Source organism: Enterobacter sp. 4974935 (genome assembly GCF_058661735.1).
The window spans coordinates 3,828,086-3,854,930 of record NZ_JBZWGT010000003.1; the positions used below are offsets into that span (position 1 = coordinate 3,828,086).

The window sequence follows — 26,845 nt, forward strand, 5'->3', positions numbered from 1 at the left end:
CCTTGAGTTATGCCGGTTTACACCGGCACGCCGCTGTGGAAGCGAAACTCGTGGTCCGGTGTCGAGATAAGTGTGGCTTCAATTTCGCCAAAAAGCTGTATGCGCGGTGAGATATCGTCGTCGCTCACCTGCTGAGCCAGCGTCAGGTAGTCCTGATAATGGCGCGCTTCCGAGCGCAGCAGCGAGAGATAGAACTTCTGCAGGTCGTCGTCGAGGAACGGGGCCAGCGCGGCGAAGCGTTCGCAGGAGCGGGCTTCGATGTAGGCGCCGCAGATGAGCTTGTCGATCAGCGTCAGCGGTTCGTGGGTGCGCACTTCCTTTAGCATCCCTTTGGCGTAGCGGCTGGCGGTGATTTTGACGTACGGAATGTCGCGAGCCAGCATCGCCTCGCGCACCTGCCAGAAGTGGTGCAGCTCCTCTTTAATTAGCAGCACCATGCTGTCGATGAGCGCCTGGCCCCACGGGTCGTCGGTTTTGGGCATCACGCTTTTGCCAATCTGCCTGTGCAGGGCGATGAAGTCCGGCTCCGGGCCGTCGCGGAAGGTGAACAGTTCGTAGGGTTTGAGCCAGTCGAGCAGCGCATCGGCACCGCTTTCGTCGGCGACGTATTTACGCACGAGTAATAGCGCAGTCTGGGCGGCCTTGAGCTCGCACACCATATGGTCGGTGAGCAGCAACGGTAGGTTCGCCGGGTCGCGGGCTTTATCAATCCATGCTTGCGGGGTCGGGCACTGAAGGAAGTTGAGTACGGGGGCGAGTATCTGCGGGTAATCCATGGTTCTGCCTTGAAAAAGCGGTGGCGCGCGCCACCGCCTGAAACGCTTAGTGACGCACGCCGTCGTCGTCTTCGTCGACGTAATCTTCGTCGTCGCCTTCTTCGCCGTCTTCACCGTTCGGATCTTCGAAGTAGGTTCCCCAGCCGTCGTATTCCACTTCAAACTTCTCGGCCAGGTTCATCAGCTGTTCGACCTGCGCGTCGATCAGCTCCGCCTTCAGCGCGCCTTCGCTCAGGATATCGCAGCAGATGACGGTGTCGCCCTCTTCCACTTCCAGCTCTTCCGGCTCGGTCACTTCGTAACCCAGCTTGAAGGCTTCCACGGCCATTTTTTCCAGCGCTTCAAAGTCGTCCGCAGAGAAATGGTGTTCGATGGTGTACAGCGCGTCCGGATCGCTACCGTCTTCCAGCAGTTCTTCAATAATCAGACGCGTCTCTTCGCGTTGCTCTTCCAGTAATTCCGGGTTTGCCATGGGTCAATCCTCTTTAAAGTGCGGCAGATACTTCTATTTTCACACACGGACGGGTTTGCCTCCACCTTTGTTGGAAAGATTTGTGAAACGGAGTTGCAAATGAATAATTACACATATAAAGTGAATTTTAATTCAATAAATGGCGTTCGCCATGCGAGGATAAAATGTCTGATCTGTACAAGAAACACTTTCTGAAATTGCTCGACTTTACCCCTGCACAGTTCACTTCTCTGCTGACTCTTGCCGCACAGCTCAAAGCCGATAAAAAAAATGGCAAGGAATTACAAAAGCTTACTGGAAAAAACATCGCACTCATCTTCGAAAAAGACTCAACCCGTACACGTTGCTCTTTCGAAGTTGCCGCATTTGATCAGGGCGCGCGCGTTACCTGGTTAGGGCCGAGCGGCAGCCAGATTGGGCATAAAGAGTCAATTAAGGATACCGCACGCGTGCTCGGGCGGATGTACGATGGCATTCAGTATCGCGGTCACGGCCAGGAAGTCGTCGAAACGCTGGCGCAGTATGCGGGCGTGCCGGTGTGGAACGGGCTGACCAACGAGTTCCACCCGACGCAGCTGCTGGCGGATCTGCTGACCATGCAGGAGCACCTGCCGGGCAAGGCGTTTAACGAGATGACGCTGGTCTACGCGGGCGACGCGCGCAACAACATGGGCAACTCGATGCTGGAAGCGGCGGCGCTGACGGGGCTGGATCTGCGCCTGGTGGCCCCGAAGGCCTGCTGGCCGGAAGAGAGCCTGGTGGCAGAGTGCAGCGCGCTGGCGGAAAAGCACGGCGGGAAAATCACCCTGACGGAAGACGTGGCGGCGGGCGTGAAGGGCGCGGACTTTATCTATACCGACGTGTGGGTGTCGATGGGCGAAGCCAAGGAGAAGTGGGCGGAGCGGATCGCGCTGTTGCGCGGGTATCAGGTGAACGCGCAGATGATGGCGCTGACCGGCAACCCGAACGTGAAGTTCCTGCACTGTCTGCCGGCGTTCCATGACGACCAGACTACGCTCGGCAAGCAGATGGCGAAGGAGTTCGACCTGCACGACGGGATGGAGGTGACGGACGAGGTGTTTGAGTCGGCGGCGAGTATCGTCTTCGACCAGGCGGAAAACCGGATGCATACGATTAAGGCGGTGATGGTGGCGACGCTTGGGAAGTGATTGACTCCTCTGCGGTCTGGTGCCCTCACCCCGGCCCTCTCCCACGGGGAGAGGGAGAACACCCAGCCCGTAGGCCCGTGCAAGCGCAGCGCCGCCGGGCGAATCAGGCGACGATGCGGCCTGGTGCCCTCACCCCGGCCCTCTCCCACGGGGAGAGGGAGAACACCCAGCCCGTAGGCCCGTGCAAGCGCAGCGCCGCCGGGCGAATCAGGCGACGATGCGGCCTGATGCCCTCACCCCGTCCCTCTCCCACAGGGAGAGGGAGAAAACACAACCCGTAGGCCCGTGCAAGCGTAGCGCCGCCGGGCGAATCAGGCAACGATGCGGCCTTATGCCCTCACCCCGGCCCTCTCCCACGGGGAGAGGGAGCAAACCGGCGCCATTTCATTGATTTTTCACCCCGAAAAAGGTACGTTTTCGCCTTCATTCCAGCGTGGACATGCCAGCATTATGCCGATTATTCAGTCTGTTGAACGTGCGTTGCAGATCCTCGACCTGTTCAACGAGCAGGCCACCGAGCTTAAGATCACCGACATCAGCAAACTGATGGGGCTGAGCAAGAGTACCCTCCACTCGCTGCTGAAAACCCTCCAGCTTCACGGCTATATCGATCAGAACCCGGAGAACGGCAAATATCGCCTCGGCATGAAGCTGGTTGAGCGCGGTCATTTCGTCGTGGGCTCCATCGATATTCGCCAGAAGGCGAAAGGCTGGCTGACGGAGCTGTCCCAGCGGACCGGGCAGACCACCCATCTGGGGATCCTGGACGGTCGTGAAGGGGTCTATATCGAGAAGATTGAAGGCAAGCTGGCCGCCATAGCCTATTCGCGCATCGGCCGCCGCCTGCCGGTTCACGCCACCGCCATCGGCAAAGTGTTGATTGCCTGGCTGGGCGAGGCCGAGCTGAACGCCCTGCTGGAGGGCTATCAGTACACCACCTTTACGCCCGCTACCCTCGCCTCTCGCGAAGCATTAATGGCCGCTCTGGCGCAGACCCGCGAACAAGGCTATGCCCTGGACAGCGAAGAGAACGAGCAGGGCGTGCGCTGCGTGGCGGTGCCGGTGTGGAACCACGAATCCCGCGTGATTGCCGCCCTGAGCCTGTCGACCCTGACCTCGCGCGTGGACGACGCCGAGCTGGCTAATTTCCGCGAGGAGCTTCAGCAGGCCGGGCTCGAGCTCTCACGCGCACTGGGCTATGCCGGCTCGTAGGTGAAGTAGTCGAAGTCCGCGTGGCAGCCGTCGCCGCTGATGTCCTCGCAGTGCAGTCCCACAAACGCACCGGTAAAGAAGCCGCGCCCGCCGATATAGTCGTCCGACAGCTTCCACGCCTCATACGTCACCGGAACGGTGTGCCACGTCTCGTCGTCGAACGAGTAGCTGTAGCGGTAGACCAGTTTATCCACGTCCACCCGCAGCCAGACGCTCTCGGCCTGTTCCGGCACCGGAATCGGCTGCTCGTGCAGCGGCCATGACGGCACGTTGTGGTCAAGCTGGATCACCTTAATCGTTCTGCCCTGCCCCTCCTCGTAATCCACAAAGCAGTAGCTCCAGTTTTTGCTGTTGTAGTAGCAGGTCAGCCCCGCGCTCTGCTGGAAGTGGACCGGCGAGAACTGCATCCGCGTCTCGGCCCGGAAGGTGAAATGCTGCCAGCGGCGCGCCACGGTCGACTGGGTGAATGTCGAGTTGAGCGAGTCGTTGCCGTAGAGCCGTAAGTAGCCCGGGCGGGTGGTAAGCGAGCCGAGGGTATCGTCGAACGGAATGCGCAGGGTCTGCAGTTCCGGGTCAAGCGAACTGGCGTCGAAATCGTCCCGCCAGATGCCCGGAACGGCTGCAGGCTGCTGCGCCATCTGCGGGCCTTTCACGGTCAGCTGCGCGTGCCTGCCGCCTTCCACGTAAGGCCAGCCGTCGCGCCATTCAATGCGGGCGATGCCGGTCTCGCGCCCCAGCGGGCAGTATCCGCGCCCGCCGGAGGCCAGCAGCGGCACGCCGGGCAGGCGCAGCGGGCGGCTGGTAAGGTAGGCCATGTACCACTCCCCGGTGTGGGTTTGCAGCAGCGAGCCGTGGCCGCTCTTTTGCAGCGGGTTCTCCGGCAGGTGCCAGCTGGTCATCATCGTCACGTCCGGGTGCAGCTCGTACGGCCCGTCGATGGTTTTTGCGCGCAGCACCACGACGGCGTGCTCGTAGCTGGTGCCGCCCTCGGCAACCATCAGGTAGTACCATCCCGCGTGGCGGTACAGGTGCGCGCCTTCGGTGTAGCAGAGCGGCGTGCCGGTAAACAGCGTTTTGCGCTCGGGCGAGAGCGTGCCAGTCTGCGAATCAAACTCCTGCATCACGATGGTGTTGTGCGGGTTGCTGTGGTGGCGCGGCCCCCACGGGCGGTAGAGGTAGTATTTGCGGCCATCGTCGTCGTGGAACAGGGAGGGATCGAACCCGCCGTTGCCCATCGGGATCGGCTCGCTCCACGGCCCCTCGATGGACGGCGCGGTGACGAGAAAATTGCGGCCGTTTTTCCACGGCGAGTCGACAATCTTCACGTCGGTGTAGAGCAGCCAGAACCTCCCGTCGGCGTAGCTCAGGCACGGTGCCCAGATGCCGCCGGAGTCCGGGTTGCCCTTCATGTCCAGCATCGACACGCGGTCCAGCGGGGTGCTGACCAGCGACCAGTTTTTCAGATCGCGGGAGTGGTAGATGCGCACGCCCGGGAACCACTCGAAGGTCGAGGTGGCGATGTAGTAGTCCTCGCCCTGACGGCACAGGGACGGGTCCGGGTTGAAGCCGGTGAGTATCGGGTTAGTAATTTCCATGTTGCCTCCGGTTAATGGGATGCGGCTGTCGCAGCGTCGGGAACGGCCTCGCCCTGCGACGCGCGGTGCTTGATCAGCTGCTGGCTGATGGCCTCCACGCGGGCGTCGGTGAGCTTGTAGAACGAAAGCATGATGAACATGCCCGCGTAGAGCACCACCGGCACCACGCAGAACAGAATTTTGATGGTGGTCAGCACCTCGACCGGCTGCACGCTGCTGCTGGCGGAGTAGTTGACGTACGCCAGGATCCAGCCCACCACCGCCCCGCCAATTGCCAGGCCAATCTTCAGGCTGAACAGGTAGGTGGAGAACACCAGCCCGTCGAGACGGCGACCGCTACGGCTCTCCTCGTAATCCACCACGTCAGAGGCCATCAGCCACTGCAGCGGCGTGGTGGTGTTAAAGACGAACAGGAACAGAATGTTGAGGGCAAAAATCAGCGCGATGTGCTCCGCCGGGGTGACGAAAATCAGCAGGCTAATCAGCGAGTAAGCGACGATGATCCACTTGAAGGCGGTAACGCGGTCGAAGCGGCCCAGCAGGCGGGAGGAGCAGAGCGAGCCGAACATGGTGGCGAGGCTGCCGTAGAGTAAAAACTGGGTCGCCATCTCCGGGTGATCCATCACGTATTTCACGAAGTAGAGCGTCGCCCCGCCGCGCACCACGTTGGAGCAGGTCGCCATCATCTTGAAGGCACACATGATGCGCCACTGGCTGTTGCCCAGCAGCAGCTTAAGGTCTTTCGCCACCGACGAACCCGGCTGCACCTCAAAGGTGTAGCGCTCTTTGGTGGTAAAGAAGCAGACGTAGAGCAGCACCACGCCGCTCAGCCCCAGCACGCACATGGCGCCGAAATAACCCACCTGCTCGTTGCCTTTGCCAATGATGCTGACCAGCGGCAGCGCGATGCCACTGATTGCGAGCGACCCCGCGGCGGCGAGGAAGAAACGCCAGGACTGCAGGGCGTGACGCTCTTTCGGGTCGGCAGTAATGACGCCCGGCATGGCGCAGTACGGCACGTTAACGAAGGTGTAGACCAGAGTCAGCAGAATATAGGTCACGCAGGCGTAGATGATTTTGCCCTGCGCGGAGAAGTCCGGCGTGTAGAAGGTCAGCATGCAGACGATGCCGAACGGGATGGCGCCCCACAGCAGGAACGGGCGAAACTGGCCATGCCGCGTGCGGGTGCGGTCTACCAGCAGCCCCATCAGCGGGTCGGTCACGGCGTCGAGCACGCGGGAGACTAAAAACAGCGTCCCCATAATGCCCGCGGAGAGGCCAAACACGTCGGTGTAGAAATAGGCCAGCAGGAACATCGTGGCCTGCCAGACGAAGCCGCAGGCGGTGTCACCCAGCCCGTAGCCAATTTTGTCTTTCATGGTTAATTGCGTCATCAGAATTACACCCTTATGTAGTGTGCTGAATTACAACATCGTGTTAATGGAGTGTAATGAGCTGTTCAATTAACCAGCAATGCTCATATCTTATTTCTGTATTACGTTATTTCGCTTTTGTGACGTCAACGATATATCGCAACTTATTGTTTAAATTAGTAAATTGCAGACACGCAAAAACCGCCCGCGGACTATTTTCCGCAGACGATTTTCTCTCACAAAATAATTAAATACCGAGCGCTTTTTTACCGGCGTTAATTACCTCAATGATTTTATCGGTGTCATAAATACAGCCTTTCCAGGTGCCGCCGCTCACGGACTGTAATGCCGCCCACAGCCGGGTATCGTCCGGCAAAAAGTCGTGAGCGTGCAGGTCCGGATGCACCTGCCGCCGTGCCAGCTCGCGCGCGCCCACTTCCGGCGTCAGCGGGTTGTCCGCGGTACCGATAAAGTTTACGCTGCCTGTTAATGTCAGGCGGTCGACCGCAATCTCAATGATGTCGTTATCGCGCAGCTTGCCTATCGGCCCGCCCGCCAGCGCCTCCGGCGACACGTGGCCCAAACAGGCGCCCGTCGACACGCCCGAGAAGCGCGCATCGGTGATTAACGATACCGTTTTGCCCCACGAGATGTGTTTGAGCGCGGAGGTGAGCTGGTAGGTCTCCTCCATGCCGGTGCCGGACGGTCCACCGCCGATCACCACCATGATATCACCCTGCTTAATCTCTTCCCGCTTGATGGCCCTGATCGCCTGCGCTTCCGAGACAAACACCCGCACCCGGCCGGTGTGGCGGTACACGCCATCTTCGCCCACCACCGACGGGTCGATCGCCGTGGCCTTGATCACCGACCCTTCCGGCGCGATGTTGCCCGTCGGGAAGCAGACCGTCGAGGTCAGCCCTTTGGCTTTTGCCTTCTCCGGCGGCAGGATCACGTCATCCGGATCCACGCCGTCCTGCTCGCGCAGGCACTGGCGGAAGCGCGCCCGGCGCTCGGACGCCTGCCACCAGTCGAGGTTCTCGCCGACCGTCTGGCCGGTCACGGTCATGGCATCAAGATGCAGCAGGCCGAGATCGCGCAGGTGGAGCATCACCTCCGGCACGCCGCCCGCGAGGAACGCGCGCACGGTCGGATGATAGTCCGGGCCGTTGGGCAGCACGCTTACCAGGCGAGGCACCCTGCGGTTAACGCGTGTCCAGTGCTCAACGTCCGGAATAGTGCAGCCCGCCGCGTGGGCGATGGCCGGAATGTGCAGCAGTAAATTGGTGGAGCCGCCGAACGCCGCGTGGATCACCATCGCGTTTTCGATGGCTTTGTCGGTGAGGATATCGCGCGTGGTGATGCCGCGGTTATCCAGCTCGCTCACCGCCCGCGCCGACTGGCGGGCGATCTCCAGCCACACCGCCTGTCCGGACGGCGCCAGCGCGGAGTGCGGCAACGCCAGACCCAGCGCTTCCGCGACCACCTGCGAGGTGCCCGCCGTGCCGAGGAACTGACACCCGCCGCCCGGCGACGCGCAGGCGCGGCAGCCCAGCTCGGCGGCCTCCTGCAAGGAGAGTTCATGGTTGGCGAAGCGCGCGCCGATGGTCTGCACCTTGCCCGCATCTTCCCCCACTGTCGGCGGCAGCGTCGCTCCGCCTAGCACCAGAATGGTCGGCAGGTCGTGCATCGCGGCCAGCGCAATCATGGTGGCGGGCAGCCCTTTATCGCAGGTTGCCACGCCGATCACCGCCCGCCGCGTCGGAAGAGAGCGGATAAGACGACGAAACACGATCGCCGCGTCGTTACGATACGGCAGGGAGTCGAACATGCCGTGCGTGCCCTGCGAGCGCCCGTCACACGGATCGCTGACGAAGGCCGCGAACGGGATCCCCCCGTTGCGTGTGATCTCCTTCGCCGCCGCCTGCATCTGCATGCCGATTTCCCAGTGTCCGGTGTGGTAGCCCAGCGCAACCGGGCGTCCGTCTCCGGCGCGGATGCCGCCCTGAGTACCGATAATCAGCACCTCTTTGCCGGTCAGCTTGTTGGCGTCCCAGCCCATCCCGGCGTTCTGCGTCATGCCGAACAGGTTGCCGCTGGGGGATTCCATCAGCATCTGCGGAGTCAGCGGCAGCGCGCCCTGCGGCCCCGCCGCGTGGGTGATCACCGCATAAAACGCGTCGTCCTGTGGGGTGAAAATTTTCTCAATGGTCATCGTTATCGTCCGGCTCAGCAGAGCTTGAGCTGTTGTAGCAGGGTTTTCAGCTGCGCCTTACGCGGCTCGTCCAGCGGCGAGGCTGGTGGCAGGACGTGCGTAGAAATTGGACGACCGCAGAGCACGATCGCCTCTTTAATGACGTTCACAAACGGCGTATCCAGCTGATACATCTGCGGGATTTGCAGCAGGGTCTGATGATACTCAGCCGCTTTCGCCACGTCTTTATCCCGCCAGGCTTTCAGAAGATTTACCGACACCTGCGGAGCAAAGTTACCGCTGGCCGAGATCGCCCCGTCACCGCCGAGCAGCAGGGTATTAAACAGATGATCGTCGTAGCCGCAGAGCACGGTGAAGTGGGGATGGGCCGCTTTAACGGTGTGGATCATGCTGCGCAGGTGGGCGACGGAGTCGATGGTGTCTTTGATGCCGACGATGTTACTGCGCGAGTCGGCGAGGGTTTTCACCAGCGCCGGGGTCAGATCCTGCCCGGTCAGCGCCGGGAAGTTATAGAGCATCACCGGCAGCGTGACGCTGTCCGCCACCTGCTCGAAGTAGCGGATCAGGTTCGCTTCCGACACTTTCCAGTAGTAGGGGTTGATCACCACGATGCCGTCCGCGCCCGCCTGCTGGGCGTGCTGGCTCAGTTCAATGGTTTCCCGGGCGTTGGTGCCGCCGGTGCCGATCAGGACCGGCACACGACGATCGACATGATCGATCGCAAACCGGGCAATGGATTTACGCTCTTCGGCGCTGAGCTGGGAGAACTCACCGCCGCTGCCCAGGAAGAACAGGCCGTCGACGCCTGCCGCGATCAGATCGTCGATCAGCGCGACGGTGCCCGGCTTATCAAGCTGGGCATCGGCGGTAAAGATGGTGGAGACAGGGGGAATGATACCCGTGAACAACGCGGACTGCGGCATATGATCTCCTTGCTGAATCATTTTGTTCTACATTATAGAACAGCGTTCATTAATTTAACGATCATACTATGACGGAGAAAAAGCACAGGTAAATGGGAGATGAGGAGGGAGTGCGGGAAGTTTAAGCTGGATCACATAATGCGTGGGTGCGGTCTGGTTCCCTCACCCTAACCCTCTCCCAAGGGGAGAGGGAACTTTTACACCCTCTCCCCTTGGGAGAGGGCCGGGGTGAGGGGTTACTCTACCAGCATCTTCACCACAACCTTACGCACCTGCGCCGGCGCCCCCACCGCGCACAGCGGCTTATGCACTTCGCCCGGGTAAAACACCACGAAATCTCCTTCGCTCAGCACCACGGTTTTCTCCTGCTCGCCTTCCGGCAGGAACGCGATGTCTTTGTCCGCCAGCCAGTCGGTGTCCGGCGTGCCGTGAGGCAGGGTGCTGAAGGTCATCCCTTCCTGCCCCTTCAGCACAATCTGAATATCCAGGTAGCGTGCATGGTATTCAGCGCGACGCTCAGCGAACGGCTGGGTCATGTCCTCCGATACCAGATAAAACAGGCTGTTGCCGCTGATGTCGTGCTTGCCGGTCGGCGTCGCGTCGGTGACGTGGGCCTTGACGTGCTCAATGGCCTGGCGCAGCTCTTCTGGTAGCCAGGACTGGAGATGATGAATATTGCCAATAATCATGATACAACCCTCAAATTAAAACATTGTTTCATTTTAATCTTTTATACGAGAATCGCCTCTCCCATACCAGCCCTTTTTAGACAAGATTTGCGCCAGCGCATGTTTATTGGAAAATGTGTTAATTCACTGTTAATTACATAAAGGCATTTATGCAGTCGTTATGCATAACCTCATTTCCTAAGCTTTACGCAACTTATCTAACTCGCTGAATTTAAAACGTAACTCACAAAACCTGTTGTTGCATCACACTTTATCACTTCGGTTATTTCCTTCAAAAATCCATAATTATTTATCGATTTCTCTTAAGTGAAAAATAGTTAACTGTCATTATTGCATAGCTATTCTCGAGGAAAAATTTTATTCATTAAAATCAACAGCATAACTAAATATTTCAAAGCATGTAATTCTACAAAACAATAACAACCTCAAATATTGCCACCCGTTCCTGCTTAGCTATTCATCCCGTAATAATATGAAATTAATCATTATCTGATACGAATCATGCAATTGAAAATAAACTGCTCGATATCGGTTTTCGCGTGAGCAGCGTCACAATAACCATTATTTAAGCGCCTACTATGAATCACGAAATCAATTGAGCTTAGCCGCCATGAAATTAAACACATCACATGGCGCATGCCCTTTTTATTCTGAAAAAAAGTTAAAGGAATAATTATGGAAAAGCATTACGTCGGTTCTGAAATTGGTCAATTGCGTAGCGTTATGCTACACCGTCCTAATTTAAGTCTTAAACGTTTAACGCCATCGAATTGTCAGGAGCTGTTATTTGATGACGTGCTCTCGGTTGAGCGGGCGGGAGAGGAGCATGATATCTTCGCAAACACGCTGCGCGAGCAGGGTGTGGAAGTCCTGCTATTAACCGACCTTCTTACGCAAACGCTTGATATTGCCGAAGCAAAAGCCTGGCTTCTTGAAACACAAATCTCCGACTACCGCCTCGGCCCAGCCTTTGCCGGAGACGTCCGCGGCTGGCTGGCGGATATGCCGCACCGCGAACTGGCGCGCCGATTAAGCGGCGGATTAACCTACGGTGAAATTCCGGCGGCTATTAAAAATATGGTGGTCGATACCCACACGGCGAATGATTTTATTATGAAACCGCTGCCGAACCACTTATTTACCCGCGATACCTCCTGCTGGATTTATAACGGCGTGTCCATTAATCCGATGGCGAAACCCGCCCGCCAGCGCGAAACCAATAATCTGCGCGCAATATATCGCTGGCACCCCGCATTTGCCGATGGCGAGTTTATTAAGTATTTCGGCGACGAGAATATTAATTACGACCACGCCACCCTGGAAGGCGGCGACGTATTAGTGATTGGCCGCGGGGCGGTATTGATCGGCATGTCAGAGCGCACGACGCCGCAGGGCGTGGAGTTCCTCGCCAACAGCTTGTTTAAACATCGTCAGGCCGAGCGCGTGATCGCCGTTGAGCTGCCGAAACATCGCTCCTGCATGCACCTCGACACCGTGATGACCCACATCGACGTGGACACCTTCTCCGTTTACCCGGAAGTGGTGCGCAAGGACGCCCAGTGCTGGACGCTCACCCCGGACGGACGCGGCGGCCTGCTGCGTACCCAGGAAACCGACCTGCTGCACGCCATCGAGAAAGCCCTCGGCATTAACCAGGTGCGCCTGATCACCACCGGCGGCGATGCCTTTGAAGCCGAACGCGAGCAGTGGAACGACGCCAACAACGTCCTGACCATCCGTCCGGGCGTGGTGATCGGCTACGAGCGCAACGTCTGGACCAACGAGAAATACGACAAGGCGGGCATCACCGTGCTGCCGATCCCGGGCGACGAGCTGGGGCGCGGTCGCGGCGGCGCGCGCTGCATGAGCTGCCCACTGGAACGCGACGGAATTTAAAGGAGCCATCATGGAACGAAAACCCACTCTGGTTGTGGCCCTTGGCGGCAACGCGCTGCTCAAGCGCGGCGAGCCGCTGGAAGCGGACATCCAGCGCCAAAACATCGAGCAGGCCGCCCGCACCATCGCAGGCTTAACGGAGCAATGGCGCGTGGTGCTGGTGCACGGCAACGGCCCGCAGGTCGGGCTGCTGGCGCTGCAAAACAGCGCCTACGACAAAGTCACCCCCTACCCGCTGGACGTTCTTGGTGCAGAAAGCCAGGGAATGATCGGCTACATGCTCCAGCAGGCGCTGAAAAACAATCTGCCCCAGCGCGAGGTGAGCGTCCTGCTCACGCAGGTGGAAGTGGACGCCGCCGACCCGGCGTTCAGCAACCCGACCAAGTACATCGGCCCGGTCTACAGCGAAGCCCAGGCGAAAGCGCTGGCCGCGGAAAAAGGCTGGGTGTTCAAGGTCGACGGGGCCTATTTCCGCCGCGTGGTGCCCTCTCCGCAGCCGAAGCGCATCGTGGAGAGCGACGCCATTACGGCGCTTATTCAGCGCGACCACCTGGTCATCTGCAACGGCGGCGGCGGCGTGCCGGTGGTGGAAAACGCCAACGGTTATCGCGGCATTGAGGCGGTGATCGACAAAGACCTCTCCGCCGCTCTGCTGGCGCGGCAGATCGAGGCCGATGCCCTGCTGATCCTCACCGATGCCGACGCGGTGTACCTCGACTGGGGCAAGCCGACCCAGCGCCCGCTGGCGCAGGTCACGCCGGAACTGCTCAGAGGCATGCAGTTCGACGCCGGATCGATGGGGCCAAAAGTGGCCGCCTGCCGCGAGTTTGTTGAAGCCTGCAACGGCATTGCCGGGATCGGCGCGCTGGCCGACGGCGCGGAGATCCTGGCGGGCGAGAAAGGCACGTTGATTCGTAACTGAGCACCCATTTCCCCTCACCCTAACCCTCTCCCCAAAGGGGAGAGGGGACGATTACACCCTCTCCCCTTTGGGGAGAGGGCTGGGATGAGGGGTAAGGTCTTAGACATTAATTTTAAAAAGGATTTACCCATGACCATCAACCTGAAAAACCGCAACTTCCTGAAACTGCTGGACTACACCCCGGCGGAGATCCAGTACCTGATCGATCTCGCCATCGAGCTGAAGGCGGCCAAAAAAGCCGGGCGCGAAAAGCAAACCCTGGTCGGGAAAAACATCGCCCTGATCTTTGAAAAAACCTCCACCCGCACCCGCTGCGCCTTCGAAGTGGGCGCGTTCGACCAGGGCGCGCAGGTCACCTACCTCGGCCCAAGCGGCTCGCAGATTGGCCACAAAGAGTCGATGAAGGACACCGCGCGCGTGCTGGGCCGCATGTATGACGGCATCGAGTACCGCGGCTACGGCCAGGCCATCGTTGAGGAGCTGGGCGAATATGCGGGAGTGCCGGTGTGGAACGGCCTGACCGACGAGTTCCACCCGACGCAAATCCTTGCCGACCTGATGACCATGCTGGAGCACTCTCCGGGCAAAACCCTGCCGGAGCTGAGCTTTGCTTACCTCGGCGACGCGCGCAACAACATGGGTAATTCGCTGATGGTCGGCGCGGCCAAAATGGGGATGGATATCCGCCTTGTGGCGCCGAAATCCTTCTGGCCGGAGGCCGGGCTGGTTGAGCAGTGCCGCGCCATCGCCAAAGAGACCGGCGCGCGCATCACCCTCACCGACGATGTGGAAGAAGGCGTGCAGGGCACCGATTTCCTCTACACCGACGTGTGGGTTTCCATGGGCGAGCCGAAGGAGGCGTGGGCCGGGCGCGTTAGCCTGATGAAGCCGTATCAGATTAATGCGGACGTGATGAAGGCCACCGGTAACCCGAACGTCAAGTTCATGCACTGCCTGCCGGCGTTTCACAACGAACATACCAAAGTGGGCCGCGAAATCGAGATGGCGTACGGCCTGAAGGGGCTGGAGGTGACGGAGGAGGTCTTTGAATCCCCGAACTCCATCGTCTTCGACGAAGCAGAGAACCGCATGCACACCATTAAAGCGGTCATGGTGGCGACACTCGGCGACTAATCACCGCCCGGCGCGCCGCGGGGTGCGCCGGGTTCAGGAGAACATCATGGGCAAGTTCAAATTTCCCTCCGCTTATACCATTCTCTTTTTTCTGATTGCCGTGGTTGCCGTGCTGACGTGGATTGTTCCGGCCGGGCAGTACCATATGGCGATGAACGAGGCGCTCGGCAAAGAAGTGCCGGTTGCGGGCACTTACGCGCACGTGGCAGCGCACCCGCAGGGGCTCGTCTCCGTGCTGATGGCGCCGATTGCCGGGCTGTACGATCCGGAGTCCGGCCAGGCCGGGGCGATCGACGTGGCGCTGTTTATTCTGATCATCGGGGGGTTCCTCGGGATCGTCACTAAAACCGGGGCGATAGACGCCGGGATCGAGCGCGTCACCACCCGACTGCGCGGCCGCGAAGAGTGGATGATCCCGATCCTGATGGCGCTGTTTGCCGCCGGCGGCACGATTTACGGCATGGCCGAAGAGTCGCTACCCTTCTATACCTTACTGGTGCCGGTGATGCTGGCAGCGCGGTTCGATCCGGTGGTTGCGGCCTCTACCGTGCTGCTCGGCGCGGGGATCGGCACGCTCGGATCCACCATCAACCCGTTCGCCACGGTGATCGCCGCCAACGCCGCCGGGATCCCCTTCACCAACGGCATCATGCTACGCATCGCGCTGCTGGTGATCGGCTGGATCATCTGCGTGGCGTGGGTAATGCGCTACGCCCGCAAGGTGCGCAAGGATCCGTCGCTGTCGATCGTGGCGGATAAGCAGGAAGAAAATCTCGCCCACTTTCTCGGTAACAAGGGCGAGCAGTCGCTGGAATTTACCCCGGTGCGCAAACTCATCCTGGTGATCTTCGCCCTCGCCTTCGCGGTGATGATCTACGGCGTGGCGGTGCTGGGCTGGTGGATGGCGGAGATTTCGGCGGTGTTCCTCGCCAGTGCCATTATTGTCGGGCTGATCGCCCGCATGAGCGAAGAGGAGCTGACCTCAACCTTTATCAACGGCGCGCGAGATTTGCTGGGCGTCGCGCTGATAATCGGCATCGCGCGCGGTATCGTAGTGATCATGGATAAGGGCATGATTACCCACACCATTTTGCACAGCGCCGAGGGAATGGTCACCGGATTGTCGACGGTGGCGTTCATCAACGTGATGTACTGGCTGGAAGTGGTGCTGTCGTTTCTTGTGCCTTCTTCGTCCGGCCTGGCCGTTCTGACGATGCCGATCATGGCGCCCCTTGCCGATTTCGCTAACGTCAACCGCGACCTGGTGGTTACGGCTTACCAGTCGGCGTCCGGCATCGTCAACCTGATCACTCCCACCTCTGCCGTCGTGATGGGCGGGCTGGCTATCGCCCGCGTGCCCTACGTGCGTTATCTGAAATGGGTCGCGCCGCTGCTGGGGATTTTAACGGTGGTGATTATGGTGGCGTTAAGCCTGGGCGCTTTGTTGTGATTTGCCGGATGGCGCTGCGCTTATCCGGCCTACGGATCGGTGCGGTGCCACCGGTTATTTCGGGAACTGATATGGGAACTATGATGGATTACGAAGAGTACTCTCCCAAAGAGCAACTACAGCTAACGGTCTGCCAGCGTCTGATCGCGGAAAAGAGCTATCTCTCCCAGGAAGAGATCCGCCGCGACTTACAGGAGCATGGTTTTGAGACCATCAGCCAGTCCACCGTTTCACGTCTGCTCAAGTTGCTTGGTGTCATAAAAATTCGCAATGCCAAAGGGCTAAAGATTTATTCGCTGAATCCCCAGCTGCGCCCGGCCCCCGACGCGGCGCGTACGGTCTCTGAAATGGTGGTGAGCGTGGAGCACAACAGCGAATTTATCCTTATCCATACCGTCGCCGGATATGGCCGCGCGGTGGCGCGTATTCTGGATTATCACCAGTTACCGGAAATTTTAGGTGTAGTGGCCGGGAGCAGTATTGTCTGGGTCGCGCCCCGCGTAGTGAAGCGCACCGCGCTGGTGCATAAGCAAATTAATTATTTACTCAGAACGCATTAATATTCACAAAGAACCGTTTGCATTGAGTAAAGCGTGCATTAAATCGCTTGATCCCAAAAGCGAGCTGCGTATAATGCCCGACAATTTGCCGGGAGGAAGCATGGTCAAGCGTGTACGACATAACGTCTTACCGCGTCTGAAATCAGACGCTGGCCTGCCGTTTTTCTTCCCGTTGCTAAACCTATTCCCAGAGCCCCTCATTTGAGGGGCTTTTTTTTGCCCGGCGTCAGGAGATAAACATGAATCCGCTTTATCAAAAACACATCATTTCCATAAACGACCTCAGCCGCGAAGAGCTGGAACTGGTTCTGGAAACCGCGGCAAAACTGAAGGCCAATCCGCAACCGGAGCTGTTGAAGCACAAGGTGATTGCGAGCTGCTTCTTCGAAGCCTCGACCCGCACCCGCCTCTCCTTCGAAACCTCCATGCACCGTCTGGGCGCGAGCGTGGTGGGCTTCTCGGACAGCAGCAACACGTCGCTGGGCAAAAAAGGCGAAACCCTGGCGGATACCATTTCGGTTATCAGTACCTACGTTGACGCGATTGTGATGCGCCACCCGCAGGAGGGCGCGGCGCGTCTGGCGACCGAGTTTTCCGGCGGCATTCCGGTGCTGAACGCCGGTGACGGTGCTAACCAGCATCCGACGCAGACCCTGCTGGATCTGTTCACCATTCAGGAGACGCAGGGCACGCTTGAGAACCTGAACATCGCCATGGTCGGCGACCTGAAATATGGCCGCACCGTCCACTCCCTGACCCAGGCGCTGGCGAAATTTAACGGCAACCGCTTCTTCTTTATCGCGCCGGACGCGCTGGCGATGCCGCAGTACATTCTCGACATGCTGGACGAGAAAGGCATCGCGTGGAGCCTGCACGCCAGTATCGAAGAGGTGATGGGCAACGTGGATATTCTCTACATGACCCGCGTGCAGAAAGAGCGTCTGGATCCGTCCGAGTACGCCAACGTGAAGGCGCAGTTCGTGCTGCGCGCCAGCGACCTTGAAGGCGCGCGTGACAATATGAAGGTGCTGCACCCGCTGCCGCGCATCGATGAGATCACCACAGACGTGGACAAAACGCCGCACGCCTGGTACTTCCAGCAGGCCGGAAACGGCATCTTCGCTCGCCAGGCGTTACTGGCACTGGTTCTGAATCGCGAATTAGCTCTGTAAGGGGAGACGACCATGACACACGATAACAAACTCCAGGTTGAAGCCATCAAGCGTGGCACCGTGATTGACCACATCCCTGCGCAGGTGGGCTTTAAACTGCTGACGCTGTTCAAACTGACCGAAACGGACCAGCGCATCACCATCGGCCTGAACCTGCCGTCGGGCGAAATGGGCCGTAAAGACCTGATCAAAATCGAGAACACCTTCCTGACCGACGAGCAGGTTAACCAGCTGTCGCTGTACGCGCCGGACGCCACGGTTAACCGCATCGACGATTACGACGTGGTGGGCAAATCCCGCCCAAGCCTGCCGGATCGCATCGAAAGCGTGCTGGTCTGCCCGAACAGCAACTGCATCAGTCATGCTGAGCCGGTTTCCTCCAGTTTCGCAGTGAAAAAACGCGCCAAAGACATCGCACTCAAATGCAAATACTGCGAAAAAGAGTTTTCTCATTATGTGGTGCTGGCCAACTAATTGAGGTTGGTAATGAAATCCCGGCTGTTATAATGGCCGGGAACATTCTTAACGCTGTAATTCTGGAGAAAAAATGAGCAAAGTACTCGCGACGGAAAATGCACCAGCGGCTATCGGCCCATACGTTCAGGGCGTTGATCTGGGCAGCATGATCATCACTTCTGGTCAGATCCCGGTGAACCCAAAAACCGGTGAAGTGCCCGCCGACGTAGCGGCGCAGGCGCGTCAGTCGCTGGAAAACGTGCAGGCGATCGTGGAATCTGCCGGTCTGAAAGTGGGCGATATCGTCAAAACCACCGTGTTCGTGAAAGATCTGAATGATTTCGCGACCGTTAACGCCACTTACGAAGCGTTCTTCACCGAGCACAACGCGACCTTCCCGGCTCGCTCTTGCGTGGAAGTGGCGCGTCTGCCAAAAGACGTGAAAATTGAAATTGAAGCGATTGCCGTACGTCGCTAATTCAATTCAATTAAGAAAGGGCAGCTTAGCTGTCCTTTTTATTTCGACTATTTTTACTCTCCATATAAAATGACAAATCGCACCGTCCATTATTAAGCTTCTCCACCCGATAATATTCTCTAATAATGGATGAGTAATGAAACTTTCAAAAATTGCACTTGCCCTCGCGACAGTGACCGTTGCATCGTCGGCATTTGCTCACGGCTATATTGAATCTCCAGCCAGCCGCGCCTATATGTGTAAGCTTGGCCAAAATATTGATTGCGGCGCTGTACAGTATGAACCGCAGAGCGTGGAAAAAACTTCCGGTTTCCCGACCGGCGCTATGCCGCCGGACGGCCAGCTCGCCAGTGCAGGTATTTCCCAGTATTCTCAGCTGGATAAGCAAAGCCTGAATGCCTGGACCAAAAACCCGATAACAGCAGGCCCGCATGAGTTCGTCTGGCATCATACTGCACCGCATAAAACCACTAACTGGCGCTATTACATCACCAAACAAAACTGGGATCCAAATAAGCCGCTGACTCGCGATCAATTTGAATTAACTCCATTCTGTACGATCAACGGAAATAGTCAGGCACCAGCCGTAACAAAATCTATGACTTGCAATGTTCCTGCGCGTACGGGGTACCAGGTTATTTACGGCGTGTGGGAAATTGCGGACACCTCAAATAGCTTTTATCAGGCCATTGACGTTGATTTCGGGAATGGTGGCAACGTAACCCCGGACGAAACGCCTGCGATCGTTTCCGAATGGAGCAAAACCCTGAGCGGCCAGATTGCCGGTAATAACCTGAACGTGGGCGATAAGGTTATCGCACGCTTCTTCGACGCCAACGGTGAAGTGACCGCCATGCGTACCGAAATGACCATCGGCTCTGCTGAACAAGGCGACGCTAACCAGTGGTCTTACGATCTGGCGCAGAAGATCAACACCGCTCAGAGCGATGTCCGCGTCGGTGTTAAAGATGAAGCCGGTGACATCAGCCCGGTTCACGGCGCCAACAGCGTATTCGTGAAAGACGGCAGCACGCTGAAATCCGTTGCCATCTCCTATGAAGAGCAAAAAGCGCAGGTGAGCGAGACCATCGCCGTTTCCGATCTGCAATACAGCAAAATCGAACATGGCAACGCGACCGTCACCTTCCACGTCAACACGCAGGGTGACGTTAATTTTGAAGCGCACGTGATGAACCACCACGGTGCGGAAAAAGGTTACCTGAAGCAGGACATGAACAACGTCAATCAGGACGTGACCATGACGTTGACTGACGTGACGGCGGGTCACCATATGCTGAAATACTACGCGACCAATAAAGACGGCACGATGTTCGCCCAGGACGTGCTGAACCTGATGCTTGAAAGCGATGCGGCTGCGGACAGCACCGGCCACCACGACTTTACCTTCCCGGAGAATATCGCCTCGTACAAAGCAGGCACAGTGGTACTACAGCCAAAAGACGGTAAGACCTACGAATGTAAGCCTTTCCCGTACAGCGGCTACTGCGTGCAGTACAGCCCAACCGCAAACCAGTTTGAGCCTGGCGTTGGCGCGCACTGGAAAGAGGCGTGGGTGTTGAAGAACTGAGTGTTCTGATTCCCTCACCCCAGCCCTCTCCCAAAGGATAGGGTGTATATATTCCCTCTCCCTTTGGGAGAGGGTTCTTTACTACTGATTCCGCGTCGCTCTGAGCAGCGTTTCCAGCGGGTACACCGCCGCAATCACCACTTCGTCCTGGATTGTCGCCGCGTTATCCAGTTCGCTCTGGATCGACGCGATCTCTTTATCATCCAGCGTTCCCTGACGTGCCACCAGATCCGTCAGCCGCAGGCCAATCGAGGCCAGCTTGTCCACCTCCTGAATTACCGGTTTGATGGCCTTCAACTGATAGCTGTTTTCGCTCAAGGCCAGCACGTCGCTGGTGTTGTTCTGCCAGCGGTTAAAGACGTGGCGCAGCGCGTCGGCGCTCTCCGTGTCTTCCGCATCGCTCACCAGACGGTCAGCCCATTTATTCATCTGACGCACGGTCGCACTTTCCGCGTTTAGCGCGTCAGCGAGCCGGTTGAGCGGCTCAAACTGATGATAGTTTCCAGCCAGGAACTTAAGATGCTGACGGGTGTAATACTGCGCCGGTTCAAGCGCCTGGGCGAGGATTTGCAGCGGCAAGGTATCCGCATTGTTAGCGAGGCGCGTGAATTGTATCTGCTGCTGGGTATGCTGCTGTAGCCCAACCGATACCGTGGACCAGCTGTCCATCGCCTGGAGCCGGGTATACATGTTGTCGATGTCGTTGACGTCCTTCGCCGACCAAAGCCGCTCCGCCACCGCAAAGGCGCGCGGCCACAGACGGATATCCAGCACTGGCGCGATCACGTTTTCCGCCCACAGCGCGGCTTCACCGCCGAGCAGATTGGCCTCGTTCGCCGGGTCCGGCACCACCGGCGGAACGCCTTTCGGCACCTCGTCCAGACGCGTGCCGCTAATCGGGTAGCGGGCGTTACCCACCAGGAAATAGCCGCTGAGCTTATCGTTCTCAACAGAAACGACCGGACGCGTTTCACCCATCCAGGTATCAACGGTAAACGTTACCTGATTGTCGTCCCGCCACTGAATGTTATCCACCGCCCGACGCGATTTCCCGGCAAAATCAATGAATCCGCGCCAGCCAGCATCGCCTTTCACCAGCGTAAAGCTGCCTTCCACCGGCTTGCCTTTCAGACGCGGCATCGAGAAAGCCCAGCTCTGGACGCTGTCGGTGTCTGCTATCACATCCACGCCGTTCAACCCCTGCGGCACAATTTCATTGCGGTAGTGGTAGGCGGTGGATTGCGGCTGATCGAGGTAGAAACCGGTAGAGAGAATGCCCTTATAGCCGTTCTGCGCCACCTGCCCCAGCGCGTCCTGTCCCTGCCAGGACTGGATCAGAATGCTTTTCGGCAGATCGGGATGGTAGATCTCATCCCAGCCAACCATCTGCCGGTGGTGCTTCTCAAGGATCGTCTCCAGCTTGCGGTTGAAATACGCCTGCAACGCATGGCTGTCCGCCAGTTTGTTGTCGCGCATGAATCTCTGGATCGCAGCGTTCGCTTTCCACTGGCTGTCGTCAACCTCATCGCCGCCAATATGCAGATACGGATCCGGGAAGATCGCCGCCAGTTCGCTGACCATCGCGTCGGCAAAGGTATAGGTCGCCTCTTTGGTGGGATCCAGCACTGGCTTAAGCACGCCCCAGTGGCGCTCCATGGCGTACGGCCCCGGCGCGCTCATCAGCTCCGGGTAGGCGACGGCAATCGCCGAGGCGTGGCCCGGCATATCAATTTCCGGCACCACGCGTATGCCGCGCTCGGCAGCGTAACGCACAATCTCGCGCATCTGCTCCGGGGTGTAGAACAGCCCATCGCTGGCAAGCTGGGTTAATTTTGGATAACGCTTCGAGGTAAAGCGCCAACCCTGATCGTCCGTCAAATGCCAGTGCAGGACGTTGAGCTTAGCCGCGGCCATGCCGTCGATCTGGCGTTTGATATCGGGTAACGGGATGAAATGGCGCGCTGAATCGAGCAGCAGCCCGCGCCACGGGAAGCGCGGCGAATCTTCAATGGTAACCCACGGAATCGAGGTGTTTTCGGCACCGTTCTGCATCAGCTGGAGCAAGGTTTCCATGGCGCGCAGCGCGCCGAAGCGGGTGTTGGCGGAGATATTTACGCCGTTGGCGTCCACCGTGAGTTTATAGCTCTCATCGCTGTCCGGCAGCGGCTGCGGCTTCACTTTTTTAGCGATGGAAATACGGATGGTTGGCTTGTCAGGTTTTTCGGCCTGCGGCTGTAGCGTCCAGCCAATTTGCAGGGCGATGCGCTGGCGCAGGCGGTTGACCGCATCCCCCAGATCGTCGCCGCTGACGCTCACGGAGAGTTGATTGTTAAGCACCAGCGCACCCTGTGTGGTCGGGCGTTCAACCTTCGCAGGCCAGGGCATTAAGGGAAGGTCGCCTGCCGGGGCGGCAAAGGCGGAGGCGCCGAGCATGAGCCCGGCGGTTAAGAGGCTGTACCGTAACATGAATGTTCCTTATCTGACGGGCCAAATAAAGGCAAAACATTCTGTTAACATGCGCTCAAATTGTCGTCAAGCGAATGCGCCGACGGAGATCACAGGTTGTTGAATTTGGGAGGAAAGCCAGCTGCCGGGTGGCGGCTTCGCCTTACCCGGCCTACGTTCGGATCGTAGGCCCGGTAAGCGCAGCGCCACCGGGCTTGCCGTTACTGCCATCCATACCGACGGCTATAGAACCCTTTGACCATCTGCGTCAGCACCATGTAACCCGCGAGGATCGCCACCAGCCACGGGAAGTAGCTCAGCGGCAGCGCCTGAAGTTGCAGGTAACTTGCAAGCGGCGAGAACGGCAGCGCGATCCCGAGCGCCATCACAATGCCCGTCATCACGATCAGCGGCCATGCGGCACGGCTCTGGATAAACGGAATGCGGCGGGTGCGGATCATATGCACAATCAGGGTCTGGGACAGCAGCCCCACCACGAACCAGCCGGACTGGAACAGCGTCTGGTGTTCCGGGGTGTTGGCGTGGAACACAAACCACATCAGGCAGAAGGTCAGAATGTCAAAGATGGAGCTGATCGGCCCAAAGAACAGCATAAAGCGCCCCAGATCGGCGGGGTTCCAGCGCTGCGGCTTCTGGATCTGCTCGTCGTCCACGTTATCAAACGGGATGGCGACCTGAGAGACATCGTACATCAGGTTCTGGATCAGCAGGTGCAGCGGCAGCATCGGCAGGAACGGCAGGAAGGCGCTCGCCACCAGCACGCTGAAGACGTTACCGAAGTTGGAGCTGGCGGTCATTTTGATGTATTTGAGCATATTGGCGAAGGTGCGACGCCCTTCGATGACGCCCTCCTCCAGCACCATCAGGCTCTTTTCCAGCAGAATGATATCTGCCGCCTCGCGGGCGATATCCACCGCGCCGTCCACGGAGATACCGATATCCGCCGCACGCAGGGCTGGCGCATCGTTGATGCCGTCGCCCATAAAGCCCACCACGTGCCCTTCACGACGCAGCAGAGTGACGATGCGTTCTTTATGCATCGGCGTCAGGCGGGCAAACAGCGTGGTGCGCAGGGCAAGCTCGGCCAGCTCATCGTCGGACAGGTGCTCAATGTCGCTCCCCACCACGACGTCGCCCGCGTCCAGGCCCACTTCGTGGCACACTTTGGCCGCCACCAGCTCGCTGTCGCCGGTCAGGATTTTGACGGTGATCCCGCTCGCTTTCAGTGCTTTCAGCGCCGGCGCGGTGGTCTCTTTCGGCGGATCGAGGAATGCGATGTAACCCTCGAGGATCAAATCGGATTCATCGATACGCTGGTAGTCCCCTTCCCGCGCGGGCAGGAACTTGCTTGCTACCGCCACCACGCGCAGCCCCTGACGGTTCAGGTTATCAGTGACGCGTTTGATGCGGCGCAGCATGGTCTCATCCAGCGGCACGATCTCGCCGTTATGACGCACCTGCGTGGAAACATTCAGGATCTCCTGCAATGCCCCTTTGCAGATCAGCTGATGTACGTCCGGCTGCTCGCTGACCACCACCGACATGCGTCGCCGTTCAAAGTCGAACGGAATTTCGTCCACCTTCTGCCAGCGGCCGGAGAGCATGCGGGCAGACTCTTCATCCACACCTTCCAGCACCGCCACGTCGAGCAGGTTTTTCAGCCCTGTCTGGTAGTGACTGTTCAGCCACGCGCTGTACAGCACCCGTTCGCTGGTCTTCCCGGCGATATCGGTGTGGTTCTCCAGCACGATTTTGTCCTGGGTCAGGGTGCCGGTTTTATCGGTGCAAAGAATATCCATCGCGCCAAAGTTCTGGATGGCATCGAGGTGTTTGACGATCACCTTTTGTTTAGAGAGTTTGACCGCCCCGCGCGCCAGCGTGGAGGTGACAATCATCGGCAGCATTTCCGGCGTTAAGCCGACAGCCACGGAGAGGGCGAACAGCGCCGCTTCCCACCAGTCACCTTTGGTGTAGCCGTTGATCAGCAGGACAATCGGCGTCATGACCATCATAAAGCGGATCAGCAGCATGCTGACGCGGCCAATGCCTTTCTGGAATGCGTTCGGCTCGCTCTCCTGCTCGCTGACGCGTCCGGCAAGCTGTCCAAACCAGGTGTTGCCGCCGGTAGCGGTGACAATGGCCTGCGCCGTGCCGCTGACCACCGTGGTGCCCATAAAGCACAGGGTGTCGCATTCCAGCGGATTCATCTGCTGCGGATCGCGGGTCCTCGCCACCTTCTCTACGGGCAGGGATTCACCGGTGAGTGACGCCTGCGCGACGAACAGATCCCGCGCCTGGATGATGCGTAAATCCGCCGGGATCATGTCCCCCGCCGCCAGCTTCACCAGATCGCCCGGCACCAGCTGGTCAATGGGCAGTTCAATCCAGGCGTTTTCGCCGAGGTCGTTAATCACGCGCGACACGGTGGCAGTATTGCTGACCATCGCTTTCAGCGCATCCGCCGCTTTGGTGGAGCGCGCTTCCTGAATAAAGTTAAGCAGCGTGGAGATCCCCACCATCAGGGCAATTACGCCTGCGGCAAACAGATCTTCAGTGGCGTAAGAGATAATCCCGAGCACCGTCAGCAGCAGGTTGAACGGATTGCGGTAGCAGAGCCACAGGTGGACCCACCATGGAGAGGGTTTTTGCGCCGGGATCTGGTTATCGCCATGTTCCTCGCGGATTTTTGACACTTCTTGCGCGTTCAGCCCTTCCGGGTGGCCGCCAAAGGCGCGCCAGACTTCGTTTTCATCCATCGCCGCCACGTTCAGGCAGCGCTCGGTCAGGGAAGCGGGGATTTCCGCGCCCGCCAGGGTGTTGGCATTTGGCAGCGGATCGCGCGCAATCAGGCGATGTGGCAGGTGGCGGCTCAGCTGCGCGAACAGCTGCCGGGTGATATTTTTCAGCATAGTCATTCCCCCGCATCCGCAAAGGCGGACGCAGTTTTCCCGCAGGCGTGGCAGAGCCGTACCTGTCAGGCACTTAATTTATCAAGCAGGAACGTATGAACGTTGCTGCCTCACGCCGGTGAGACAGCAAAAGGCTGGCTTACCGGAAAGAAGGTTTTCTCCTGGTCAGGAGAGGTGTGGGATCGGGATCCATGTGGCCTCCGGTAAGTTAAAAATGGGATGTCGTCGCGCAGTATAAGGATTTAACCATACCTTTTGTGACTATTCGGGCGGTATGATACCCCCTCGTAAATAAACCGCACGTAAACCAGACTTTGCCCATAGCGAATTCGCAGGATAGCATTAGGCTCAACTGATTATTTTATCGTTGTTACAGGGAATACAGCATGCAGAACCGCCTTACGATTAAAGACATCGCGCGTTTAAGCGGCGTGGGGAAATCGACCGTCTCACGCGTGCTTAACAACGAAAGCGGTGTCAGCGAGCGCACACGCGAGCGCGTCGAGGCGGTGATGAATCAGCACGGTTTTTCCCCTTCCCGCTCCGCGCGCGCCATGCGCGGGCAGAGCGATAAAGTGGTCGCCATTATTGTCTCGCGTCTGGATTCCCTCTCCGAAAACCTCGCCGTACAGACGATGCTGCCCGCGTTCTACGAGCAGGGCTACGATCCGATCATGATGGAGAGCAAGTTCTCGGCGCAAATGGTGGAGGAGCATCTCGGTATGCTTCAGCGCCGCAACATTGATGGCGTAGTGCTGTTCGGGTTTACCGGCCTTAAAGAGGACATGCTTAAACCCTGGCAGCCGTCTCTGGTGCTGCTGGCGCGCGACGCCAGCGGGTTTGCCTCTGTCTGTTACGATGACGAAGGGGCAATCGTGATCCTGATGCAGCGCCTGTATGAACAGGGCCATCGGCATATCAGCTATCTCGGCGTGCCGCATGCCGACATCACCACCGGCAAGCGTCGCCATGAAGCGTACCTGGCGTTTTGTAAAAAAAACAATCTCCCCGCCGTGGCCGCGCTGCCTGGACTGGGTATGAAACAGGGATATGAGCAGGTCGCCAGCGTGCTGACTGCACAAACCACCGCCCTGGTGTGCGCCACGGATACCCTTGCATTGGGTGCGAGCAAATATTTGCAGGAGCAACGCATCGGGGAGCTGCAGTTAGCGAGCGTGGGAAGCACGCCGCTGATGAAGTTCTTACACCCGGAGATTATCAGCGTTGACCCGGGTTATGCCGAGTCTGGCCGGCAGGCTGCCGCGCAGCTGATCGAGCAAATTACCGGGCGTACCGAGCCCCGTCAGATCGTTATTCCAGCCCGCCTCTCATAATTTTTTTTGAATGGATTATTGTGATCTTCGCCCGATTTCGGGAACGTTCCCATTTT

General features: G+C 58.5%; 23 protein-coding genes and 1 pseudogene. 14 read left to right on the forward strand and 10 right to left on the reverse strand.

Annotation, left to right across the window (positions count from 1 at the left end; all coding sequences use genetic code 11):
* Positions 1 to 17 precede the first annotated feature (17 nt).
* Together miaE and rraB are read right to left on the reverse strand one after the other, a co-directional pair.
* Positions 18 to 776 carry a tRNA isopentenyl-2-thiomethyl-A-37 hydroxylase MiaE gene (gene miaE / locus AC4OVS_RS19555; RefSeq protein ID WP_058677508.1) on the reverse strand — a complete coding sequence of 253 codons (759 nt, stop codon included), beginning with the start codon at positions 774 to 776 and terminating at the stop codon, positions 18 to 20.
* A 46-nt stretch (positions 777 to 822) separates the two neighbouring features.
* A complete protein-coding gene (gene rraB, locus AC4OVS_RS19560) occupies positions 823 to 1,248 on the reverse strand; it encodes a ribonuclease E inhibitor RraB (RefSeq protein ID WP_017694625.1) in 426 nt (141 codons plus the stop codon).
* Positions 1,249 to 1,347: 99 nt separating this feature from the next.
* Between rraB and argL the strand changes: the two genes are divergently transcribed.
* The 3 genes from argL (at position 1,348) to xynR (ending at position 3,629) form a co-directional block, all read left to right on the forward strand.
* Positions 1,348 to 1,443, forward strand: a complete 96-nt coding sequence (argL, locus tag AC4OVS_RS19565; protein WP_491922647.1) for a putative translational regulatory protein ArgL — start codon at positions 1,348 to 1,350, stop codon at positions 1,441 to 1,443.
* Positions 1,413 to 2,417 (forward strand): ornithine carbamoyltransferase, encoded by a 1,005-nt coding sequence (gene argF, locus AC4OVS_RS19570; protein ID WP_491922648.1) that lies wholly within the window; start codon positions 1,413 to 1,415, stop codon positions 2,415 to 2,417. Before argL ends, argF (AC4OVS_RS19570) begins: the two co-directional genes overlap by 31 nt.
* A 450-nt stretch (positions 2,418 to 2,867) precedes the next feature.
* On the forward strand, positions 2,868 to 3,629 hold the full coding sequence (gene xynR, locus AC4OVS_RS19575; RefSeq protein WP_491922649.1) for a DNA-binding transcriptional repressor XynR: 762 nt from the start codon (positions 2,868 to 2,870) through the stop codon (positions 3,627 to 3,629).
* Here the strand turns inward: xynR and AC4OVS_RS19580 are convergent.
* The 5 genes from AC4OVS_RS19580 to AC4OVS_RS19600 all read right to left on the reverse strand — a co-directional run bounded on the left by AC4OVS_RS19580 (position 3,614) and on the right by AC4OVS_RS19600 (position 10,424).
* Positions 3,614 to 5,224, reverse strand: a complete 1,611-nt coding sequence (locus AC4OVS_RS19580; protein ID WP_491922650.1) for a glycoside hydrolase family 43 protein — start codon at positions 5,222 to 5,224, stop codon at positions 3,614 to 3,616. The genes xynR and AC4OVS_RS19580 overlap by 16 nt on opposite strands.
* 11 nt (positions 5,225 to 5,235) lie before the next feature.
* Positions 5,236 to 6,618 carry an MFS transporter gene (locus AC4OVS_RS19585; protein ID WP_023299198.1) on the reverse strand — a complete coding sequence of 461 codons (1,383 nt, stop codon included), beginning with the start codon at positions 6,616 to 6,618 and terminating at the stop codon, positions 5,236 to 5,238.
* A 226-nt stretch (positions 6,619 to 6,844) separates the two neighbouring features.
* Positions 6,845 to 8,812, reverse strand: a complete 1,968-nt coding sequence (gene yagF / locus AC4OVS_RS19590) for a xylonate dehydratase YagF (protein ID WP_491922651.1) — start codon at positions 8,810 to 8,812, stop codon at positions 6,845 to 6,847.
* A 14-nt stretch (positions 8,813 to 8,826) separates the two neighbouring features.
* Positions 8,827 to 9,735, reverse strand: coding sequence for a 2-keto-3-deoxygluconate aldolase (yagE, locus tag AC4OVS_RS19595; RefSeq protein WP_491922652.1), 909 nt, complete (start codon positions 9,733 to 9,735; stop codon positions 8,827 to 8,829).
* 236 nt (positions 9,736 to 9,971) lie between these two features.
* A complete protein-coding gene (locus AC4OVS_RS19600) occupies positions 9,972 to 10,424 on the reverse strand; it encodes a YhcH/YjgK/YiaL family protein (protein WP_491922653.1) in 453 nt (150 codons plus the stop codon).
* 675 nt (positions 10,425 to 11,099) lie between these two features.
* Between AC4OVS_RS19600 and arcA the strand changes: the two genes are divergently transcribed.
* The 5 genes from arcA (at position 11,100) to AC4OVS_RS19625 (ending at position 16,386) form a co-directional block, all read left to right on the forward strand.
* Entirely contained in the window at positions 11,100 to 12,320 is a 1,221-nt protein-coding gene (arcA, locus tag AC4OVS_RS19605) for an arginine deiminase (protein WP_045620964.1), read from the forward strand.
* A gap of 10 nt (positions 12,321 to 12,330) precedes the next feature.
* Positions 12,331 to 13,242: a carbamate kinase gene (gene arcC / locus AC4OVS_RS19610; RefSeq protein WP_022646884.1), complete on the forward strand. Its 912-nt coding sequence runs from the start codon at positions 12,331 to 12,333 to the stop codon at positions 13,240 to 13,242.
* Between the two features lie 129 nt (positions 13,243 to 13,371).
* Positions 13,372 to 14,376, forward strand: coding sequence for an ornithine carbamoyltransferase (gene argF, locus AC4OVS_RS19615; RefSeq protein WP_491922654.1), 1,005 nt, complete (start codon positions 13,372 to 13,374; stop codon positions 14,374 to 14,376).
* Between the two features lie 46 nt (positions 14,377 to 14,422).
* Positions 14,423 to 15,826 carry a YfcC family protein gene (locus AC4OVS_RS19620; protein ID WP_022646882.1) on the forward strand — a complete coding sequence of 468 codons (1,404 nt, stop codon included), beginning with the start codon at positions 14,423 to 14,425 and terminating at the stop codon, positions 15,824 to 15,826.
* Between the two features lie 80 nt (positions 15,827 to 15,906).
* Positions 15,907 to 16,386 (forward strand): arginine repressor, encoded by a 480-nt coding sequence (locus AC4OVS_RS19625; RefSeq protein WP_042322591.1) that lies wholly within the window; start codon positions 15,907 to 15,909, stop codon positions 16,384 to 16,386.
* A 3-nt stretch (positions 16,387 to 16,389) separates the two neighbouring features.
* Here the strand turns inward: AC4OVS_RS19625 and AC4OVS_RS19630 are convergent.
* Positions 16,390 to 16,507 (reverse strand): annotated as a pseudogene (locus AC4OVS_RS19630) (hypothetical protein).
* Between AC4OVS_RS19630 and AC4OVS_RS19635 the strand changes: the two are divergent.
* From AC4OVS_RS19635 to gbpA, 5 genes are all read left to right on the forward strand, one after another.
* Positions 16,487 to 16,591: a pyrBI operon leader peptide gene (locus AC4OVS_RS19635; RefSeq protein ID WP_022646880.1), complete on the forward strand. Its 105-nt coding sequence runs from the start codon at positions 16,487 to 16,489 to the stop codon at positions 16,589 to 16,591. The pseudogene AC4OVS_RS19630 and the gene AC4OVS_RS19635 sit on opposite strands and share 21 nt — an antisense overlap.
* A 34-nt stretch (positions 16,592 to 16,625) precedes the next feature.
* The gene (gene pyrB, locus AC4OVS_RS19640) at positions 16,626 to 17,558 is read left to right on the forward strand and encodes an aspartate carbamoyltransferase (RefSeq protein ID WP_003863368.1); all 933 of its coding nucleotides are present in this window, start codon (positions 16,626 to 16,628) and stop codon (positions 17,556 to 17,558) included.
* A 12-nt stretch (positions 17,559 to 17,570) separates the two neighbouring features.
* Positions 17,571 to 18,032 (forward strand): aspartate carbamoyltransferase regulatory subunit, encoded by a 462-nt coding sequence (pyrI, locus tag AC4OVS_RS19645; RefSeq protein ID WP_491922655.1) that lies wholly within the window; start codon positions 17,571 to 17,573, stop codon positions 18,030 to 18,032.
* 73 nt (positions 18,033 to 18,105) lie between these two features.
* On the forward strand, positions 18,106 to 18,492 hold the full coding sequence (gene ridA, locus AC4OVS_RS19650; RefSeq protein ID WP_003863373.1) for a 2-iminobutanoate/2-iminopropanoate deaminase: 387 nt from the start codon (positions 18,106 to 18,108) through the stop codon (positions 18,490 to 18,492).
* A 136-nt stretch (positions 18,493 to 18,628) separates the two neighbouring features.
* A complete protein-coding gene (gene gbpA / locus AC4OVS_RS19655; protein WP_048966074.1) occupies positions 18,629 to 20,080 on the forward strand; it encodes an N-acetylglucosamine-binding protein GbpA in 1,452 nt (483 codons plus the stop codon).
* Between the two features lie 81 nt (positions 20,081 to 20,161).
* Here gbpA and AC4OVS_RS19660 read toward each other — a convergent pair whose 3' ends face one another.
* A complete protein-coding gene (locus tag AC4OVS_RS19660; protein WP_491922656.1) occupies positions 20,162 to 22,546 on the reverse strand; it encodes a beta-N-acetylhexosaminidase in 2,385 nt (794 codons plus the stop codon).
* 200 nt (positions 22,547 to 22,746) lie between these two features.
* Entirely contained in the window at positions 22,747 to 25,455 is a 2,709-nt protein-coding gene (mgtA, locus tag AC4OVS_RS19665) for a magnesium-translocating P-type ATPase (protein WP_022646877.1), read from the reverse strand.
* Positions 25,456 to 25,841: 386 nt separating this feature from the next.
* On the opposite strand from mgtA, the gene treR reads away from it, so the two are divergent.
* Positions 25,842 to 26,789 (forward strand): trehalose operon repressor TreR, encoded by a 948-nt coding sequence (treR, locus tag AC4OVS_RS19670; RefSeq protein ID WP_022646876.1) that lies wholly within the window; start codon positions 25,842 to 25,844, stop codon positions 26,787 to 26,789.
* Positions 26,790 to 26,845: the final 56 nt, after the last annotated feature.